General features: G+C 71.8%; 15 protein-coding genes. 4 read left to right on the top strand and 11 right to left on the bottom strand.

Annotation, left to right across the window (positions count from 1 at the left end):
• Positions 1 to 44 precede the first annotated feature (44 nt).
• The 7 genes from CFK38_RS16585 to CFK38_RS16555 all read right to left on the bottom strand — a co-directional run bounded on the left by CFK38_RS16585 (position 45) and on the right by CFK38_RS16555 (position 9,305).
• Positions 45 to 728, bottom strand: a complete 684-nt coding sequence (locus CFK38_RS16585; protein ID WP_096804065.1) for an N-acetylmannosamine-6-phosphate 2-epimerase — start codon at positions 726 to 728, stop codon at positions 45 to 47.
• Positions 725 to 1,615, bottom strand: a complete 891-nt coding sequence (locus CFK38_RS16580; RefSeq protein WP_096804064.1) for a PRD domain-containing protein — start codon at positions 1,613 to 1,615, stop codon at positions 725 to 727. Before CFK38_RS16580 ends, CFK38_RS16585 begins: the two co-directional genes overlap by 4 nt.
• Entirely contained in the window at positions 1,612 to 2,097 is a 486-nt protein-coding gene (locus CFK38_RS16575) for a PTS sugar transporter subunit IIA (protein ID WP_096804063.1), read from the bottom strand. The genes CFK38_RS16580 and CFK38_RS16575 overlap by 4 nt, the downstream gene beginning before the upstream one ends.
• A gap of 82 nt (positions 2,098 to 2,179) precedes the next feature.
• Complete coding sequence (locus CFK38_RS16570) at positions 2,180 to 3,793, bottom strand: PTS transporter subunit EIIC (RefSeq protein ID WP_096804062.1); 1,614 nt, start codon at positions 3,791 to 3,793, stop codon at positions 2,180 to 2,182.
• Between the two features lie 139 nt (positions 3,794 to 3,932).
• Complete coding sequence (locus CFK38_RS16565) at positions 3,933 to 5,957, bottom strand: CocE/NonD family hydrolase (RefSeq protein ID WP_096804061.1); 2,025 nt, start codon at positions 5,955 to 5,957, stop codon at positions 3,933 to 3,935.
• The gene (locus tag CFK38_RS16560; RefSeq protein WP_096804060.1) at positions 5,954 to 7,237 is read right to left on the bottom strand and encodes an ATP-grasp domain-containing protein; all 1,284 of its coding nucleotides are present in this window, start codon (positions 7,235 to 7,237) and stop codon (positions 5,954 to 5,956) included. Before CFK38_RS16560 ends, CFK38_RS16565 begins: the two co-directional genes overlap by 4 nt.
• 124 nt (positions 7,238 to 7,361) lie before the next feature.
• Positions 7,362 to 9,305, bottom strand: coding sequence for an aconitate hydratase (locus tag CFK38_RS16555; RefSeq protein ID WP_096804059.1), 1,944 nt, complete (start codon positions 9,303 to 9,305; stop codon positions 7,362 to 7,364).
• 362 nt (positions 9,306 to 9,667) lie between these two features.
• Here CFK38_RS16555 and CFK38_RS16550 point away from each other — a divergent pair, with 362 nt between their 5' ends.
• A complete protein-coding gene (locus CFK38_RS16550; RefSeq protein WP_096804058.1) occupies positions 9,668 to 10,744 on the top strand; it encodes a 3-deoxy-7-phosphoheptulonate synthase in 1,077 nt (358 codons plus the stop codon).
• A 5-nt stretch (positions 10,745 to 10,749) separates the two neighbouring features.
• Here CFK38_RS16550 and CFK38_RS16545 read toward each other — a convergent pair whose 3' ends face one another.
• Positions 10,750 to 11,646 (bottom strand): phosphotransferase, encoded by an 897-nt coding sequence (locus CFK38_RS16545; RefSeq protein WP_096804057.1) that lies wholly within the window; start codon positions 11,644 to 11,646, stop codon positions 10,750 to 10,752.
• A gap of 71 nt (positions 11,647 to 11,717) precedes the next feature.
• Between CFK38_RS16545 and CFK38_RS16540 the strand changes: the two genes are divergently transcribed.
• Both CFK38_RS16540 and CFK38_RS16535 read left to right on the top strand, forming a co-directional pair.
• Positions 11,718 to 12,563, top strand: coding sequence for a DUF6226 family protein (locus CFK38_RS16540; RefSeq protein WP_096804056.1), 846 nt, complete (start codon positions 11,718 to 11,720; stop codon positions 12,561 to 12,563).
• A gap of 113 nt (positions 12,564 to 12,676) precedes the next feature.
• Entirely contained in the window at positions 12,677 to 14,113 is a 1,437-nt protein-coding gene (locus tag CFK38_RS16535) for a sulfatase family protein (RefSeq protein WP_096804055.1), read from the top strand.
• Positions 14,114 to 14,128: 15 nt separating this feature from the next.
• Here the strand turns inward: CFK38_RS16535 and CFK38_RS16530 are convergent, their stop codons facing one another.
• The 3 genes from CFK38_RS16530 to CFK38_RS16520 all read right to left on the bottom strand — a co-directional run bounded on the left by CFK38_RS16530 (position 14,129) and on the right by CFK38_RS16520 (position 17,775).
• On the bottom strand, positions 14,129 to 15,637 hold the full coding sequence (locus CFK38_RS16530; RefSeq protein WP_096804054.1) for a DHA2 family efflux MFS transporter permease subunit: 1,509 nt from the start codon (positions 15,635 to 15,637) through the stop codon (positions 14,129 to 14,131).
• A 186-nt stretch (positions 15,638 to 15,823) separates the two neighbouring features.
• On the bottom strand, positions 15,824 to 16,525 hold the full coding sequence (locus CFK38_RS16525; protein ID WP_096804053.1) for a response regulator: 702 nt from the start codon (positions 16,523 to 16,525) through the stop codon (positions 15,824 to 15,826).
• Complete coding sequence (locus CFK38_RS16520) at positions 16,522 to 17,775, bottom strand: sensor histidine kinase (RefSeq protein ID WP_096804052.1); 1,254 nt, start codon at positions 17,773 to 17,775, stop codon at positions 16,522 to 16,524. The genes CFK38_RS16525 and CFK38_RS16520 overlap by 4 nt, the downstream gene beginning before the upstream one ends.
• 102 nt (positions 17,776 to 17,877) lie before the next feature.
• On the opposite strand from CFK38_RS16520, the gene CFK38_RS16515 reads away from it, so the two are divergent.
• Positions 17,878 to 18,627 (top strand): GAP family protein, encoded by a 750-nt coding sequence (locus CFK38_RS16515; protein ID WP_096804430.1) that lies wholly within the window; start codon positions 17,878 to 17,880, stop codon positions 18,625 to 18,627.
• The last annotated feature ends 52 nt before the right edge of the window (positions 18,628 to 18,679 follow it).

Raw genomic sequence — 18,679 nt, 5'->3', positions numbered from 1 at the left:
GTCCGATGCGCCTGACCTGCCGGTCGGAGCGGGGCCCAGCGTCCCTATGCTCCGGCGACAGCGTCCCGGAACCAGGTGGTGATCGTGCTGGGGTGCGTGATCGCGGTGCCGACGACCACGGCGAACGCGCCGGTCGACTTCGCCGCCGCAGCCTGGGCGGGGCTGTGCACGCGCCCCTCGGCGACCAGCACGCTGGTGGCCGGCAGCGTCCCGGCGAGCTCCGCCAGCAGCTCCAGGTCCGGACCGTCGGTCTTCTCCCGCGCCCCGGTGTACCCCGCGAGGGTGGTCCCGATGATCTCGACGCCCAGCTCCGCAGCGGCGAGCGCCGATTCCGCGCTGTCGCAGTCGGCCATCAGCGGACCGTCGAAGACCTCGCGCACACCTGCGACGGTCTCGGCGAGGCTGCGCCCGTCGGGACGGGGCCGCAGGGTGCCGTCCACGGCGAGGATGTCCGCCCCCGCCTCGATCACGGCGAGGCAGTGCTCGAGGGTGGGGGTGATGAACACGCCCTCGGCGCCGTCCTTCCAGATCCCGATGACCGGCACGTCCACTGCCGCCTTCACGGCGCGGATGTCCTCGAGGCCCTGGGCGCGCACCGCGGAGGCCCCTCCGGTCTGCACGGCGGAGGCGACCTGGGCCATGGTGCGCGGATCGCGCATCGCCTCACCGGGATAGGCCTGGCAGGAGACGATCAGGGAGCCTTCAAGGGCGGTGACCAGCGGGTTCATGCAGATGATCCTTCCGGGGACTGCGCATCGCCGGTCTCCGCGAGCAGACGATGGACGTGCAGGGCGATATAGGCGGTCTCGCTCGAGCTGAGCGGGTGTCCCCAGGACTCCTCGAGCTGGGCGGAGATCGCTCGGGCGAGGGTCATCGCCTCCGGCAGACCGTCCTCCAGGGCGTCGCGCAGCAGCTGCGGGGCATCGGCGACCTCACGGCCCTCGGCCAGCCGGGTGAAGAGGTAGCGCAGATGGGCGACGAAGCGGGCGGCTGCCGCGCCCTGCTGATCCAGCGGCTCGCCGCGGGAGGCGTCCACCAGGCCGAAGATGTCCGTCAGCGACTGCGTCATCAGCACCGTGCGGTCGATGGTCTGGTGGGAGAAGCTCACGCTCACGAAGTGCAGCGCGAAGGCGGTGGCCTCCTCCGGCGGCAGCTGCACCCCGAGCCGGTCGGTGACCAGAGCGAGCGTCTCCTGGCCGAGCCGGGTCTCGCGCGGGTAGAGGTTGCGCACCTCCCACACCAGCGGCATCTCGATCTCCACGCCCTGTGCGGCGCGGCGCAGCGCCTGGTGGAGGTGATCGGCCACCGGCACCAGCAGCGCATCCGAGCGAGGCCGCTCCATCGCCCGGTCGAAGGCGAGGACGATGGCGCGCGCCGTCTCCAGCACCTCGGCAGGGATCGCGGCCAGGGTGTCCGCGGCGACCTGCGCCCGTGCCGCGTTCTCCGGCACGTACACGTTCTCGACCTTCGCGGGATCCAGCACCCTGCCGCGGGCCATCCCGAAGCCGACGCCCGGTCCGGTGATCACGACCGAGCGCTCCCGGCCGTCCAGCGCGAGCACCACGTTGTTGTTGTGCACGCGCTGGACGACGAAGCGGCCGGTGCCCTCGCTCATGGCGCGGAGATCCTCAGGACCGTCTGCCCGAACACGGCGGACAGATCCGCCTCGGAGACCACCAGATCGCCGGCGTTGGTGACGATCACCGGAGTGACCAGCGAGGGGACCCGATCCCGGATCGCCTCGAGATCGACCTCGAGGAGCACGGCGCCGGCCTCGACGGAGTCGCCCTCGGCGCACCGGGCGGTGAAGCCCTCGCCCTTCAGGGTCACGGTGTCCACCCCGACATGGATCAGCAGCTCGGCACCGCCCGGGGTGCGCAGCCCGACGGCGTGCCGGGTGTCGGGGACGGTGACGATCGTGCCCGCCACCGGGGCCACGATCGTCCCGTCGGCCGGGTCCACGGCGAAGCCGGGGCCCAGCAGCCCGCCGGAGAACGCCGGATCGGGGACCTTCTCCATCGGCAGCAGGGTGCCGCGCACCGGCGCGGTGATCTGCTCCGCCGACGGGGCCTTCTTCTTGCGGTTCAGTCCGAACATGGGGCGGTTCCTCTCTCGATCAGACTCTGCATTTCTGGCTGGTCTCCTGCCGGCTCGTTCCTGGCCAGCACGTCGCCCAGCATCAGTCGTCGTGACCGATGATCTCGTTGATGTGGCTCTTGTAGATGACGGCCCTGCCGCCGTAGATGGCCTGGACGCCGCCGGCGACCTCGAGCACGTCGACCGCGCCGAGGTGCTTGAGCGCCTGCTTGTCGACCTTGTCCGGGTCGTGCACGGAGACGCGCAGACGGGTGATGCAGGCATCGACGTCCTCGAGGTTCTCCTGCCCCCCGAGCGCCTCGATGATCTGCAGCGAGGTGGCCCGGGCGGTGGCCTGCTTGTCGCCCGCCGGAGCGGCGGCTGCCGGGGCGGCGGTGCCGGAAGCGGCCCCGTCGGCCGCGGCCTCCGCGACCTCCTCATCCGTACGGCCCGGGGTCTTGAGGTTGAACTTGGTGATGAAGAAGCGGAACGAGACGTAGTACAGCCCGAACCAGATCAGACCCACCGGGATCACGTACAGCCAGTGCGTGCGGGCCTCGCCCTGGAACACACCGAACAGCAGGAAGTCGATCGCGCCGCCGGAGAAGGTGTTGCCGATGCGGATCTGCAGCAGGTCCGCGATGAGGAACGAGAAGCCGTCCAGGACCGCGTGGAACACGTACAGCAGCGGCGCCACGAACAGGAACATGTACTCGATCGGCTCGGTGATGCCGGTGATGAACGAGGTCAGGGCCACGCCGAGGAACAGACCCATGAGCTTCGCACGGCGTCCCTTGGGCACGCAGTGATACATCGCCAGGCAGGCGCCGGGCAGGCCGAACATCATCGTCGCGAAGCGGCCGGCGAAGTACTTCGTGCCCTCGGTGTACAGACCCGTGTGGCTCGGATCGGCGAGCTGGGCGAAGAAGATGTTCTGCGCCCCGGAGATGGTGGTGCCGGCGACGGTCTCGGTGCCTCCCAGAGGGGTGTACCAGAACATCGGGTAGATCATGTGGTGCAGGCCCACGGCCCCGGAGAGGCGCAGCAGGAAGCCGTAGAGGAAGGTGCCGAAGGGACCCAGTCCGGCGATGCCCTGACCAGCGCTGACCAGGGCCTCCTGCACCGGCGGCCAGATCAGGAAGAACAGCGCGCCCACGGGGATCGCGACCAGCGACACGATGATCGGGACGAAGCGGGAGCCGCCGAAGAAGCCCAGCACCTGGGGGAGCTGGATGTTGTGGTAGCGGTTGTGCAGCCACACGGCGAGGGCGCCGATCACCAGGGCGCCGACGATGCCGGTGTCGATCGCCGGCCCCTCGGGGTCGAAGATCTTCAACAGCGAGGCGGTGGAGCCGGTCATCACGAGATAGCCGACGATACCGGCCAGGGCGGCGGTGCCCTTGTCCCGCTTCGCCAGGCCGATGCACAGGCCGATCGAGAGCAGCAGGGCGAGGTTGCCGAAGACGACGGTGCCGGCGTCGGCCATGACGGTGAAGACGGCCTGCAGGATCGTGTGGTCGAGGATCGGGTAGGTGGCGACCGTGGTCGGGTTCGACAGGGCACCGCCCACGCCGAGCAGGAGACCGGCGGCGGGAAGGATGGCGATCGGCAGCATGAAGGCCTTGCCGACCTTCTGGGCCTGCTTGAAGGGGGAGCCGAGCCGGTCGCGCAGCGTGCGCGGAGCGTCGGCGGGGGCAGGAGGAGCAGTGGTGGACATGAGAAACCCCAGGGAAATGAGGGGTGGTCAGGTCTTGCCTCTGTAGAGTCACAATCCTGCGGTACCGGGAGTTTAGGACCGAGGCCAGGGGTCGGTCAATGGGGGCATCGAGCTCGCGGTTGTCATCCGGTTCAGTGACTCACACGTGGTCACGAGGGATCGAGGTGCTCCAGGTCTGCGAGTGCACGCGCTCGGTGCCCTCCCAGGCGTCCAGCTCGGCGTAGACGTGGAAATCGGTCGCCGTGGAGGTCAGCACGGTGCGGGTGGTGGCGTGCGCGGACCAGTCCCCCCGCGCGAAGCCCACCTCCCACAGCGTCTCCCCGCGCATGGAATGGACGTCCCGGGCGATGAAGCTGTAGGTCTCGCGGGCGCGGCGCCGCACCTCCAGGTCGATGTCCTCGAAGCGGACGGTCCCGAGATCCTTGACCACCTCGAGCCGGCCCGAGAGATCCACCATATTGCGGCTGACCTGCCAGTCCTGCGCGCCCATGGCCAGCTGCGTGGCGCGCAGCGGTGCCGCGCCCTCGGCCTCCTCGAACTCCGGGATGATCTCCTCGTCCGGGCGCTGACGCACCGGGAGCACCAGGGCGCTGCTCAGCGGATGGATGGTCATCCGCACGGGCTGCGGCGGGGGCCACACCACCGGCCAGTAGGAGGTCGAGACGGACAGCCGCAGCTGGTGACCGGGCGGGAACGACTGCGCCATGCCGTTCAGGGGCAGGCGGGCGACGTGGCGCTGTCCGGGGACCAGGTCCTCGGGGGCGTCCGAGCCGCGATGGTGCGTGAGGTTCAGGACGCCGTAACTGATGCGGGTGGCTTCTCCGTCCGGGCCGATATCCGACAGACGGACGATGAGCTGCGCGCAGGGCTGGTCGACCGACAGGTCCAGTTCGACCTCCGCGGCGCCCAGCAGCTCGAGGGTCTCGGTGAGCGGGCGGCTGGTGAACACGAGCGAGCCGCCGTCCTCCTCGCGCTGGTCGTAGGGCATGTCCGGGGGAGCGTTGTAGGAGCACCATTTGCCGGCGAACTGGCCCACCGACAGCGGGGAGCGGACCGAGCGCGGATCGCTGTGGCGCACCTCCTCGCCAGGAGCGTGGAGGGAGTAGAAGCCCAGCGGGAACCGCGTGGGCACGACGTTCTCGCTGGGCCAGGTCGGTTCCCCCACCCAGCGGCCGGGGCGCTGCTCGTAGGTGGTCGCGGGGGGAGCGGAGTCCTGCATCCAGATCGTCAGGGCCGGGCCGTCCATCGCCCCGTTGCGCCGATCGCCCTTGAGCCAGTGGTCCCACCAGCGGACCGCCTCCTGCAGGAACCCGATGGCGGGACCGGGCTCACCCAGGTGGGGGTATTTGTGGCTCCACGGGCCGATCAGCCCGCGCACGGGCGCGGAGAGGTTCTCCAGCAGGCGGAACACGGAGTTGGAGTACCCGTCGGCCCAGCCGCTGACGGCCATCACCGGCACCTCGATCGCGGAGTAGTCCTCGTTGACCGAGCCGTGCTTCCAGTAGTCGTCGCGACGCTGATGGCGCAGCCAGGTCTCCAGCCACAGTCCGCTGCCCTCGAGCCGGTCGCGCCACATCCCGCGCCACGCCTCGCCCACGATCGCGGGATCCGGGGGGCAGGCGTTGTAGGCGAACATCGTCGAGGCCCAGGAGAGGTTGTCGGTGAGCAGGCAGCCGCCCATGTAGTGCACGTCATCGGTGTACCGGTCGTCGGTGGAGCTGCAGCTGATGACCGCTCCCAGGCTCGGGGGCCGACGGGCCGCGACCTGCAGTGCGTTGAACCCGCCCCAGGAGATGCCCATCATCCCGGTGCGGCCGGAGCACCAGGGCTGGGCGGCCAGCCAGGCGAGGATCTCCTCGGCGTCGGTCAGCTCCTGGTCGAGATACTCGTCGGTCAGCACGCCCTCGGAGTTGCCGCTGCCGCGCAGGTCCACACGCAGACAGGCATAGCCGTGTCCCGCCAGGTACGGGTGATGGATCGAATCGCGCTGGGCCGTGAGATCCCGCTGCCGGTAGGGGATCAGCTCCAGCACCCCCGGGACCGGATCGGCATCGGAGGAGAACGGCCGCCACAGCCGCGCGGCGAGCCGGGTCCCGTCGGTCATCGGGATCCACAGGTGCTGGGTCTCCTGGACCGCGTGCGGGAAGGTCTCGAGCGTCCTCATGGGGTCCTCACCTCGTCGATCTCGAACGCCAGGGTCCCGACGCAGTGCTGGAAGGCCTGCGTGATCTGCTCCTCGGCGGCCCCGCCGGTGTGGATGGTGGCCAGGACGCTGCTGTAGCCGTCCTCGTACAGCCGCTCCGACAGCCGCTCGCCGGGGACGGCCGTGATCTCGACGCGGGTGCCCGGCAGCGTCCGCTCGAGCTCGGCGACCTGTTCGGCGGTGGGCACCGAGCGGACGATCCCGTCGCCGAAGCGGCGCAGGTACCACTTGGCGGCCACCGCGTGGTCACCGGCCCGATGGGACAGCTGCGGGGTGCGGCCGAAGGCGATGTCGATCATCACCTGGTGGTTGGAGACGCCGTCGACCATCTCGAACATCAGCGCATGGGACTGCGAGTGGCGGGCGTTGACCTCGAGCAGGTGCACCGCTCCGGTGGCCGGGTCCCAGAAGAACTCGATGTTGAAGGTGGATCGGGTCAGGCCCGCGGCCGCGATGACGCGGCGGGAGAGGTCGGCCAGGCGCTCCTGCACGGGCCACGGCACGCGCGAGGGGTACTGGTAGCGCAGGAAGCTCGAGCTGCCGGGGTAGTCGAAGGAGTCGACGGCGCCGTAGATCACCACCACCCCGTCGTGGCTGAAACCCTCGACGGTCATCTGGTGACCCGTCACGGCCTCCTCGACCAGGCACACCCGTTCACCGAGGCCCGCGATCTCCGCGGGGAGCTCCGCCATCTCCATCACCTCCTGGAACGGCCGGCCCAGGCGGTCGATCACGGCACGCACCTCGGGCAGGCGCCGGTGCAGGTCGCCGTCATCCGTGAGCAGGTACGCCCCCTCGGAGGAGGCGGAGTTGATGGGTTTGATCCACACCGGGTACCGCATCCCCTCCGGCAGCACCGGCCCGGGGACGTCGGGATCCAGCAGCCCGAAGGCGGGGACCTCGTCGATCGCACCGCGCTGGATGAGGCGGGACCAGTACTTGTGCTCGCAGCGCAGCACGGACTCCAGGGTGGGGGCGGGCAGACCCCGGCGCGCGCAGAGGATCGGCACCATGGTCACCATGGGGAAGTCCCAGAAGCTCACGATGGCGTCCACGGAGCCGTCGAAGGCGTCGAGCTCCGTCTCCGCCCGGTACAGCAGCTCCGGCACATCGATCACAGCGCCCTGCAGCTGCCGGCGGGGCAGCAGACCGTGGAAGGTGAGGTCGACGGCGCCGGGAAGACGGCGCAGGATCTCGAGGTTGTGCTGATCGAGTCCGAGGACGAAGACGTTGCGAGGCATGGAACGATCTCCTTCGACCGTCGGCGTGCCCACGGGACCGGACGGGCAGGACCCATCCTCCGCTCCTTCACGTGCCCCGTAAAGAGTCGTGACCGACCGGCCGGCTCGGTCCGACCCCCGCCCCTCACATCGCCTGCGCCGCCAGCGGGATCCGCCCTCCGGCGAGCACCATGTCCACCTGGCGCGGGGAGAGCCGGTGGGTCAGCGCCACCTCGCGCCCGCCGATCGTCCCGTGCAGCGCACCGCCCTCGCGCAGCGCCTCATGGATGCCCTCGAGCACCACCTCGTCGCCGGCGGAGGCCGCCTCGAGGTCGGCGGGGTCCTCGAACTCCAGCGGGATGATCCCGAAGTTGGCGAGGTTCTGCCAGTGGATCCGTGCGAAGCTCACCGCGATCACGGCGCGCAGCCCCAGGTAGCGCGGGGCGATCACCGCATGCTCGCGGGAGGAGCCCTGCCCGTAGTTCTTCCCGGCGAGCACCACGTGCCCGGTGCCTGCCTCGCGGGCCCGCTCGGGGTAGGTCTCGTCGATCCGGGTGAAGGAGAACTCGGCGATCTTGGGGATGTTGGAGCGGAAGGGCAGCACCCGGGAACCGGCCGGCATGATCTCGTCGGTGGAGACGTCATCACCCATCACCAGCAGGGCCGGCATCCGCAGATCGTCCTCGACGGGGGAGAAGTCCGGCAGGGTGGAGATGTTCGGCCCCTTGACCAGCTCCACCTCCGCGGCCTCCTCCGGCGGCAGCGGCGCCATCAGCATGCCGTCCACCGTCGAGTAGGACGCGGGCATCGCGGGGCGCGGACAGGCGAGGTCGTGGCTGTCCTCGAGGGTGCGCGGATCGGTGATCTTCCCGGTCAGGGCCGCGGCGGCGGCGGTCTCGGGGGAGCACAGCCAGACGGCGTCCTCCTCGGTGCCGGAGCGGCCGGGGAAGTTCCGCGGCATGGTGCGCAGGGAGTTGCGGCCGCTGGCGGGAGCCTGCCCCATCCCGATGCAGCCCATGCAGCCGGACTGGTGGATGCGGGCGCCCGCGCCGACCAGCGACCCCAGCCAGCCGCCGGAGATCAGGTCCGCGAGCACCTCCCGGGTGGTGGGGTTGATGTCCAGGGAGAGGCCGTGGGCGATCTGTCGTCCCCCGAGGATCTCGGCGACCACCGCGAAGTCCCGCAGCCCCGGGTTCGCCGAGGAGCCGACCACCACCTGGGAGACGTCCTCCCCGGCCACGGAGGCGACGGTGACCACGTTGCCGGGGGAGGAGGGCATCGCGATCAGCGGTTCCAGCCCGGAGAGGTCGATGTGCTCGGTGTGGTCGTACTCCGCGCCCTCGTCGGCCTCCCAGCGCTCGAACTGGTCGCCGCGGCCCACGGCCTCGAGATAGGAGCGGGCGGCGTCGTCGGCCGGGAAGACGGTCGCGGTCGCCCCCAGCTCGGCACCCATGTTGGCGATGACGTGGCGGTCCATCGCGGTGAGCTGTGCGAGGCCCTCGCCGTGGTACTCGATGATGCGGCCCACGCCGCCGCTGACCCCGTGGCGGCGCAGCATCTCCAGCACCACGTCCTTCGCGCTGACCCAGTCCGGCAGGGTGCCCGTCAGCTCCACGCCCCAGACCTCGGGCATGCTCACGTACAGCGGCTGCCCGGCCATCGCCATCGCGATCTCGAGCCCGCCCACGCCGATCGCCAGCATGCCCAGGGCCCCGGCGGCGCAGGTGTGGGAGTCCGAACCGATCAGCAGCGCGCCGGGCCGGCCGAAGTGCGCCTGGTGGACGGGATGGGAGACGCCGTTGCCGGCCTTCGAGAACCACAGCCCGAAGCGCTCCGCCGCGGACTGCAGGAACAGGTGGTCGTCGGGGTTCTTCTCATCCGTCTGCAGCAGGTTGTGGTCGACGTACTGCACCGACAGCTCGGTGCGGATCCGATCCAGGCCCATCGCCTCCAGCTCGAGCATCACCATGGTGCCGGTGGCGTCCTGGGTGAGGGTCTGGTCCACCCGCAGCCCGATCTCGGCGCCGGGCTCGGGCGTCCCCTCCACGAGATGAGCGGTGATGAGCTTCTGGGCGACGGTGCTGGGCATGACGCGATCCTCCTCGACGAGCGACCGCCGGCGGGGCTCGTCGGCGGACCTCCTCCCACCGTAGGCCCGTCCACCCGCGAAAGCCATGGGCCGACGCTCCGCCTGAGCAGGCACGGCGGGCGCCCGCTGCCCGCCACCCGGACCGCGCTTGCGTCCCGCGGGTCAGCGTGTACTGTCTCCGCCATGCAGAATCGTCGGTTCATCTATGCGAGGTCGGCTCCGGAGGGGCCGGCGACCGTATAGCGTCACCGACCCTCCAGAGCCGACCAGGGCAGAGCAGATGCTCTGCCCTTCGCCATTCCCCGGCGGGCTCTGCGCAGGTTCCGAGCATCGGGTCCGCCCCTCACCACAGGACAGGACCCATGACCGCTCTCGCCACCGCCCCCGCCGCTGACCGTCACATCGCGAGCTTCACCCCGCTGCCCACCCCGGCCGAGCTGCTCGCCGAGCTGCCGCTGGCCCCCGCCGCCGCCGCGCAGATCGCCCAGCATCGTGCACGGGTGCGCGAGGTGCTCGAGGGCACCGACGACCGCCTGCTCGTCGTCGTCGGCCCCTGCTCGATCCACGACCCCGAGGCCGGTCTGGACTACGCCCGCCGCCTCGCCGCGCTCCAGGCCGAGCTGGGGGAGGAGCTGCTGCTGGTGATGCGCACCTACTTCGAGAAGCCCCGCACCACCGTGGGCTGGAAGGGCCTGATCAACGACCCGCACCTGAACGGCAGCCACGACATCGCCACCGGACTGCGCCGCGCTCGCACCTTCCTGCACGACGTCACCGCGCTCGGCCTGCCCACCGCGACCGAGTTCCTCGAGCCGATCAGCCCGCAGTACATCGCGGACCTCATCAGCTGGGGTGCGATCGGCGCCCGCACCACCGAGTCCCAGATCCACCGCCAGCTCGCCTCCGGGCTGTCCATGCCGATCGGGTTCAAGAACGGCACCGACGGCGGGATCCAGAGCGCACTGGACGCGATCGCCGCGGCCTCCGCCCCGCAGTCCTTCCTCGGCATCGGGGCCGACGGGCTGGCGAATCTCGTCTCCACCACCGGGAACCCCGATGCCCACCTCATCCTGCGCGGCGGGGCCGACGGGCCGAACTGGGGCCCGGGCCCGGTGCGCACCGCGACCGAGCGCCTTGCGGCCAGCGACCTCCCGCAGCGCCTGCTCATCGACGCCAGCCATGGCAACTCCGGCAAGGACCACGTGCGCCAGGCCGAGGTCGCCACCCTGCTCGCCGCTCAGATCGCGGTCGACGGCGCGGCCGTGGCCGGGGTGATGCTCGAGAGCAACCTGGTCGCCGGTGCGCAGCGCCTCGACGTCGACGCGGGCCCCGCCGGCCTGGTGCGCGGGCAGTCCGTGACCGACAAGTGCATGGACTGGGAGCGCACCGAGGACGTGCTGCGCGCGCTCGCCGCAGGAGCGCATCGCCGCCGCGCCTGACGGCCTCAGCCGGCGCGCCGCAGGGTGGCTACGATCGTCTCGCGGACCCGGTCGGCCATCCCGGGGCCGTCGACGGGAGCGCGGCCGAGGACCTGGAACGGGATGAACTCGCGCCAGTGCGGGCCGAAGTTCAGCAGCCGCTCCATGTCGGAGGCCGGATCGATCCGCACCCCGGCGAGCTCCTCGTAGTCGGCGAGGAACCCCATCGCGGCCTCGGCGGAGAACAGCACGGCGAGGTTGAGCCGGCAATGGCCCACGTCCACGCCGCGGTCCGCGAGACCGACGGTGGGCCAGTCCACCACCGCCGAGATCTCCTCGTCGCGCCAGAGCACGTTGAAGTGCTGATAGTCGCCGTGGCTGAGCACTGCACGGTCGGGATCGGCGGGGCCGGCGGCGAGCTCGCGGGCGGCTCGGGCCAGTCCCGGGTCGCCGTCCTGCGCCAGCCAGGACAGCTCGGCGGGGTTCGCGGGCTCGCACGCGGCGAGCGCCGGCGGCGGCACCGCATGGATCTGTGCCAGCATCGCGGCGAGTCGGTGCACCCAGGCGCGCCGGTCCACAGGGGCGAGCTCCACCCTGCCGGGCAGGAAGCGCGTGAGCGTCGTCGGCCGGCCGGTGGCAGTGCCCTCGGGGTCGGCGGCCAGCAGCGTGGGGACCGGCAGGCCGACGTCGGCCAGGGCCTCCAGCCCGGCGACCTCGCGGCGCACCATCGCCTGGTCGCTGCCGCGTTCCCCCGGCCAGCGCCGCACGACGAGGTCGCCCTGAGCGTCGGCGCGCCGCAGCTGCAGCATCTGTCCCGTGATGCCGCCGGTCAGGGTCTGCACCAGTGAGACCTCGCCGACCACGGGGGAGAGCCAGGCGCGCAGCGCGGGGTCGAGGGCCGCCGCCTCGGGCGTCGCAGTCATGGGGGAGAGCCTGTCAGAGGCGCCGGACGTCTTCAATCACCGCCCGCACCGGACCCGGATACAGTCGGTCCATGGTCACGACGCCCGCTCCGACCTGGTGGGAGCAGCAGCATGCCCTGCTGTGCGAGCTCGCCCAGGACGGATCCGAGGCATGGGCCGATGCCGGCCCGCCGTTCTCCGACGCCCTCCTGCAGCTGCTCACCGAGGTGGAGGACGCCTTCGCGCAGACCGGCACCGACACCCCCGCCTGGGAGGACCCGCACCTGAGCGCCGGCGGCGAGCTGCGCGACAGCCGCGAGGAGGAGTACAGCCGCTGCCTGGACCCCGGCAAGTACCGGATCTTCTGGACCCGGGCCGAGGCCTGGACACGCGTGCTCACCGCCCGCGGCTGGGCCGACGTCGACGTCGACGACGGCGCCGGGATCGTCTGGGCCGTCAAGCCGTACGTCGACCGGTACCGCACCACCGTGCTGCGCCCCCGTCGGCCCGGCGCGCAGCCCCTGGTCCTCGCCCGCACCTCACCGGACGAAGCGACCGGCAGCGGCGACCTCACCGGCCCGGATGCCCTGATCATGGGCCTGGTCGTCGGCGTCGGCGAGCCGCCGGTCCCGGTGAGCACCACCCCGGACTGCGGCTGCGATGCCTGCGACTCGGGCTCCCGCGACCTGCTCGAGGAGCTGGACTGCTTGATCCTCTCGATCGTCGACGGCTCCTTCGAGGCCGTGCTGGCCCCCGGCTGGTCCAGCCACCGCACCTCCTTCTGCGCGGGCGGCGGCAGCGGTGACGAGGACGCCCACCTCGACGTGACGGTCACGGCGCAGCCCTGGGCCGAGGGCTGGACGCCTCGCCCGCTCTGCCCGGCGATCGACCCGGACGATTCCGCGCCCCCTGCACGCCGAGAGAGGGGATCTCTGTAGGCGCGATGTGCGATCCGCCGACGATTCCGGCCGTCGATCTGGACAGGACCGAATAATCATCGGGTGTTTCATCTAGAGTGGGTCGGACCTCACCGACCGGAAGAAGCAGCCCCATGAACGATGCCCCGAACATCCTGTTCATCCTGACCGACGACCAGGGACCCTGGGCACTGGGACGGGAGACCCCCGAGCTCCTCACCCCGACCCTGGACCGGCTCGCCGCCGAGGGCACCTACCTGGAGCGGTTCTTCTGCGCGTCCCCGGTGTGCTCCCCGGCCCGCGCCTCCCTGCTGACCGGCCGGATGCCGTCGGCCCACGGCGTGCATGACTGGCTGCGCCCGGAAGGGGTCGAGACCCCGGGACCGCAGAGTGCCTACATCGACGGCCTCCCCACTCTTCCCCAGGCGCTGGCGGCGGGTGGCTACCACTGCGGCCTGGCCGGGAAATGGCATGTGGGCAGCTCCCACGAACCCGCCGCCGGCTACGAGTACTGGTACCCGCACCGGCTCGGCGGCAGCTCCTACTACGACGCCCCGATCTGGGAGTTCGACGAGGAGACCGGCCGCACCACCGCCGAGCCGCGCGAGGCCGAGGAGCCGCGCTACTTCACGGACGCGGTCGGGGACCACGGGGTGGACTTCCTGCGCCGCCATGCCGCCGAGGGAGAGGGGAGACCGTTCTTCCTGCAGCTGGCCACCACGGCCCCGCACGCACCGTGGACGAACGGCAACCACCCCGACGAGCTCGTGGACCTGTACGCCGACACCGATTTCCCCTCGGTCCCGGCGCCTGCGCCGCATCCGTGGTCCAACGGCCGCGTCGTCGCGGATCCGGTCGAGCACCGCCACCGGAATCTGGCCGGCTACGCCGCCGCGGTCACCGGCATCGATCGGATGCTGGCCCGGGTCCTCGCCGAGGCGGAGGAGCAGGGGCTGCTGGAGAACACGATCGTGCTGTTCACCTCCGACAACGGCTTCTCCTGCGGGCACCATGGCATCTGGGGCAAGGGGAACGGCACCTTCCCCCTGAACTTCTGGGAGAACTCGATCCGGGTCCCGTTCATCGCCTGGGGGCCGGGTCGGATCGCGGCCGGGCGGGTGAGCGATCACCTGGTCAGCGCCACCAGCGTGTTCGAGACGGTGCTGGAGCTCGCCGGCGTCACCGCGCCGCCGGATCCGCTGCGCCTCGGGCGCAGCATCGCCGCTCTGCTCACCCCCGGCGAGCAGCCCGTCGAGCCCCTGCCGTCGGAGATCCTGGTCCTGGACGAGTACGGCGGCAACCGCATGCTCCGCACCGAGCGGTGGAAGTACGTCTCGCGCCACGAGGGGCCCGAGGAGCTGTACGACCTCGAGACCGATCCCGAGGAGGAGCACGACCTCTCCTCGGACCCGGCGGTCGCCGCGGTGCGGGACGATCTGGCCGCGCGCCTGCGCGAGCGGTTCGCCCGGTGCGGCGAACCCGAGCTGGACGGCTGGGAGCTGCCGGTCACCGGCAGGGGGCAGAACAGACCGCTGGGCAGCGAGGATCGACAGGGGTCCTTCGAGCAGTAGCGCTGCGCCGCCCGCTCAGGCGGCCGGCTCGTCCTCTGCCGCTGTGTTCCTGAGCGTCAGGGCGAGCACCGTCGCGGCAGTGGTCAGCACCCCGCCGAAGGCGAAGGCCCAGCCGGCGCCGCCGGCCTGGGCGGCGCTCGCGGAGGCCCCGGCCTCTGCCGCGACGGCGGAGCCGAGGGTGAGCAGCGCGATGAACACGGCCGTGCCCAGCGCCGCGGCGAGCTGCTGCAGGGTGTTGAGGATGGCGGAGCCGTGACCGTACAGCGACCGCGGCAGCGCCCCGAGGGACAGCGCCATCAGCGGGGTCATGACCATGGCCATGCCGATGCCGAGCGGGATGTTCAGCGCGATGATCAGGCCCTGGGTGGAGTCGCCGTCCAGCAGCAGCACCTCGAGCCAGCACGCCAGGGCCATCAGCGCGGCGCCGGGGACCACGAGCGGGCGCGGACCCACCCGGTCGAAGGCGGCGCCGACCAGCGGGCCCAGCACGCCGGAGGCGGCCGCGCCGGGGAGCATGGTCAGGCCCACCGTGAACGTGGACATGCCCAGCGCACCGGTCATGTACAGCGGCAGCGCCACGACGGTGCCGAGCATGGTGGCGAAGCTCAGCAGGATCACCAGCACCGACACCGAGAAGGTGCGGACCTTCAGCGGTCGCAGGTCCAGCAGCGGCTCCTGGCCGCGGGCCCGCCGGCGCACCTGGCGGGAGGTGAACAGCGCCAGCGACAGCGCGCCCACCGTGAGCACGATCAGGGGCATCACGCGGTTGCTGCCGTCGACGACGGCGCTGATCGAGGCCAGCGCGTAGATCATGCCGCCGAAGCCGATCGCGGACAGGACCACCGAGACGACGTCCAGTCCCACCTTCTCGGGATCGGTGTAGTTGCGCATGAACAGCAGGCCGATGACCAGGGCGACCACGATGATCGGCAGCATCATCACGAACAGGCGGTGCCAGGACCAGTGCTCGAGGATGAACCCGGAGATCGACGGGCCGAGCGCCGGCGCGGCGGAGATGACCACGCCCACCAGCCCCATCACCAGGCCGCGGGCGCGCAGCGGCACCAGCGCGAGGATCGTGGTCATCAGCAGCGGCAGCACCATCGCGGTGCCCGCGGCCTGCACCACGCGTGCGCCCAGCAGCACCGTGAAGGTGGGGGCCGCCGCGGCGACGAGGGTGCCGACCAGGAACAGCAGCATCGCGGTGGTGAACACGGTGCGGGTGGACAGCCGCTTCATGAGGAAGCCGGTGGTCGGGATGACCACCGCCATCGTCAGCATGAATCCGGTGGAGAGCCACTGCGCGGTGACCGCGGTGATCGTGAGGTCCGCCATCAGCACCGGCAGTGCGACCGACAGCATCGTCTCGTTGAGGATCATCACGAAGGCGGAGACCACCAGCACCGCGATGATCGGGGTGACGGTGACGCTCGCGGGCTCGTGGGCGTCGGCTCCCGAGGCGCGGGCGCCGGAGGATTCGAGGGCGGGGAACTCTCCAGTGGGGGTGGGCGTGTGCGTCGTCATGAGGGCAGACGTGCTTTCTTCATCGAGGTACCAGAGGGCCGGAACCCGCCCTGTCCGCGCGCGTCCGAGAGGGGGCGGAGCAGTCGGGTCACCATCCGGTGGGCCGACGGACACCGTCCGCGGCCACCGTGATCCTGTCACGGCGACCCACTTCTCGTCACCGTGATATGAGACGCGCCGCCGGGCTCACCTCCGGTGCTGCTGCCACCACAGCGCCGCCTGCACCCGGGACTCCAGCTGCAGCTTCACCAGCGCATGGGAGAGGTGCGACTTCACCGTGGTGACCTCGACGAACAGCTCGCTGGCGATCTGCTGGTTCGTCCTGCCCTGCGCGACCAGGGCGAGCACATCCTCCTCCCGGCGGGTGAAGCGGGGAGCGGGTCCGGGCGGGGCGGGCGGCTCCGCGGCCGAGGGCGCGTCCGTCTCCCGTCCCTGCAGCGCCTCGAGCACGGCTCGGGTCGCTCTCGCGGAGAGCACCGCATCACCGCGGTGCACGTCCCGCACCGCGGCGAGGATCCGCTGCGGGTCCTCGGTCTTCACCAGATACCCGTCGGCTCCGGCCCGGAGCGCGCCGAGCACGTAGTCGTCCAGGTCGAATCCGGAGATCACCAGCACGTTCGCGCCGGTCTCGCGCAGCTGCGGGGTGATCTCGATGCCGGTGGCTCCCGGCATGCGCACGTCGGTGAGGACCACGTCCGGCCGGTGCTCACGGGTGGCGGCCACCGCGGCGTCGCCGTCGGCCGCCTCGGCGACCACGGTGATGTCCGCGACGGAGCCCAGCAGCGCCACCAGGCCGGAGCGCACGGCCGGATGGTCCTCGGCCACCACCACCCGGATCGGCGGGGCCGGTGCCGCAGCGGCGCTGTCGTCGCGGGGCGGGCAGGTCATGGGCGGGGCTCCTCGGCGACACGGTCGGGATCAGGGCGGATGACGTCGCCATCGACCCGCAGCGGCAGCCGGGCGAGCACCTGCCAGGTGTCGGCCCCTGCGCCGTCGGTCGGCGTCGGGGTCGAGCTCGCGCTGCCACCCACCGCCGCGGCCCGGTGCGCGATCGCTCCGCGCCCCATCCCGGTGCCGGTCGTGCTCGGTGACGCTCGTCGATTGCGCAGCGAGAATCGCACCCCCGCCGGCTCCACCCGCGCCTCCATCGAGAGCGGTGCCCGGCCGTGGCGCACCGCGTTGGTGACGGCCTCGGCCCCGATCCTCAGCAGCGCGGCCGCCACCGCGGGCTCCACCTCCGCGGCATCGCTGAGGGCCGGGTCGATGCTGACCTGCGCCTCCGGGTCCCGGCCCCGCAGCCGTGAGGCGAGCGAGGACCAGTCGAGGGTCGCCGACGGCAGGGAGCCCTCCTCCTCGGTGGAGAGCACCCCGATCATCGAGCGCAGGTCGCGCAGCGCCGCATGCGCCGACTCCCGCGCGGTTCTCAGGGAGCCGTCTCGCGCGGCCGGGTCCTCGAGGGACGAGGCCAGGCTGGTGTGCAGGGACACGGCGCTGAGATGCCCGGCGATCACGTCGTGCAGGTCATGGGCGATGCTGCGCCGCTCGGCCTCCACCGCGCCGGCCGCCCGGGTGGCGGCGAGCTCGTGCTCGAGCCCGGCGAGATGCTCGGCGACCCGTCGGGCCTCGCGGTGGTGGCGCACCTCCCAGCCCCACAGCAGCGGGGTCGAGATCAGCAGCGCGGCCACCAGCAGGATCAGGAACACGACCTCGCCGGGCGCCCGGACGAGCAGCCCGGCCAGCACCGCGAGCACACCGACCGCGGACGCGAGCCAGGTGGTCACCCGGGCCAGGTGCCGGCTGCCGTGCATGACCGGGACGAACAGCGCCTCGAACAGCAGGAAGTACGCCGAGAGCTGCCCACCCGCGAGGATCTCGACGAGGCTGAGCGGACCGGCCACCGCGAGGGTGACCACCGGGCGCCGGCGCCGCCAGAGCAGGCTCAGGCAGGCGGCGAGCATCAGTGCCACCGAGACCTCGCGCGGCCAGGCGCCGCCCTGGAGCAGGACGCCGGAGTTCGCGACGCCGGAGACCGCGAGCACCAGCACCAGCAGCATGTACATGCCCACCACGAGCAGGTCCCGTCCCGCCGCGGGCGGGGTCGCCGGGCCGGGGCCAGGGGGAGCCGGTGCGCGGGACATGCTCCGAGCGTACGGCGGGAACGCCCTGCCGGCCCGGGGCGGCGCACACCTCCTCCCAAGGGAGGAGGCCCCGGTGGCCCGGCCGACGGGAGCATGGAGGACATGGAATCGTTGATGGACGCCGCCGGCCCGCTCGGCCTGGTCCTGCTCGCCCTGGTGGACTCCACCTCGATCGGCACCCTGGTGATCCCCGTGATCCTGCTCGTGGTGGGCCGGGGCGGGGCGCTGCGGGTGGCCGGCCGCACCCTGCTGTACCTGGCGGTGATCGGGGTGTTCTACCTGCTGCTGGGCATCGTGCTGCTGGCCGGGCTGCTGCCGCTGCTGGGCTCCGTCGCGCATCTGCTGGCCGCCCCGCAGGTGATGCTGGTGCTCGCCGTGGCCGGCGTGCTGCTGGTCATCTGGTCCTTCCGCCTGGATCCCAAGGCCATCGCCCGGCGAGGCGGCGACCCCGAGGCCGCGGCGCGCCGCTGGACCTCCCGTGCCCGCCGCGCCTCCGGCAGGCCCTCCCTCCTGATCGGCCTGGCCCTCACGGCGGGCGTCATCGAGGCGGCCTCGATGATCCCGTACCTCGCGGCGATGGGCATCCTCGCCGACATGGAGGTGGGCCTCGCCTCCGGCTCCCTGCTCCTGCTGGGCTACTGCGTCGTGATGGTGCTGCCCGCCGCGCTGCTGTGCGGGGTGCGGGCCCTGCTCGGCGGCCGGGCCGATGCCCTCCTCGACCGTGTCCACGAGTGGGCGGTGAAGAACGCCGCCGGCTCCCTCTCCTGGGTGGTGGGCATCATCGGGGTGCTCATCGCGCTGAACACCGTGGGGCCGGCGCTGGCCTGGCTCACCGGCGGCGCCTCGTCCTGACCGTCGGGGCGCTGGATCGAGCGCGGAGACCGGCCGGTAGACTCGGTCCCGT

It is taken from the genome of Brachybacterium vulturis (assembly GCF_002407185.1).
In the GTDB taxonomy this organism is placed as follows: domain Bacteria; phylum Actinomycetota; class Actinomycetes; order Actinomycetales; family Dermabacteraceae; genus Brachybacterium; species Brachybacterium vulturis.
This window is presented reverse-complemented; position numbering and strand designations above follow the sequence as displayed.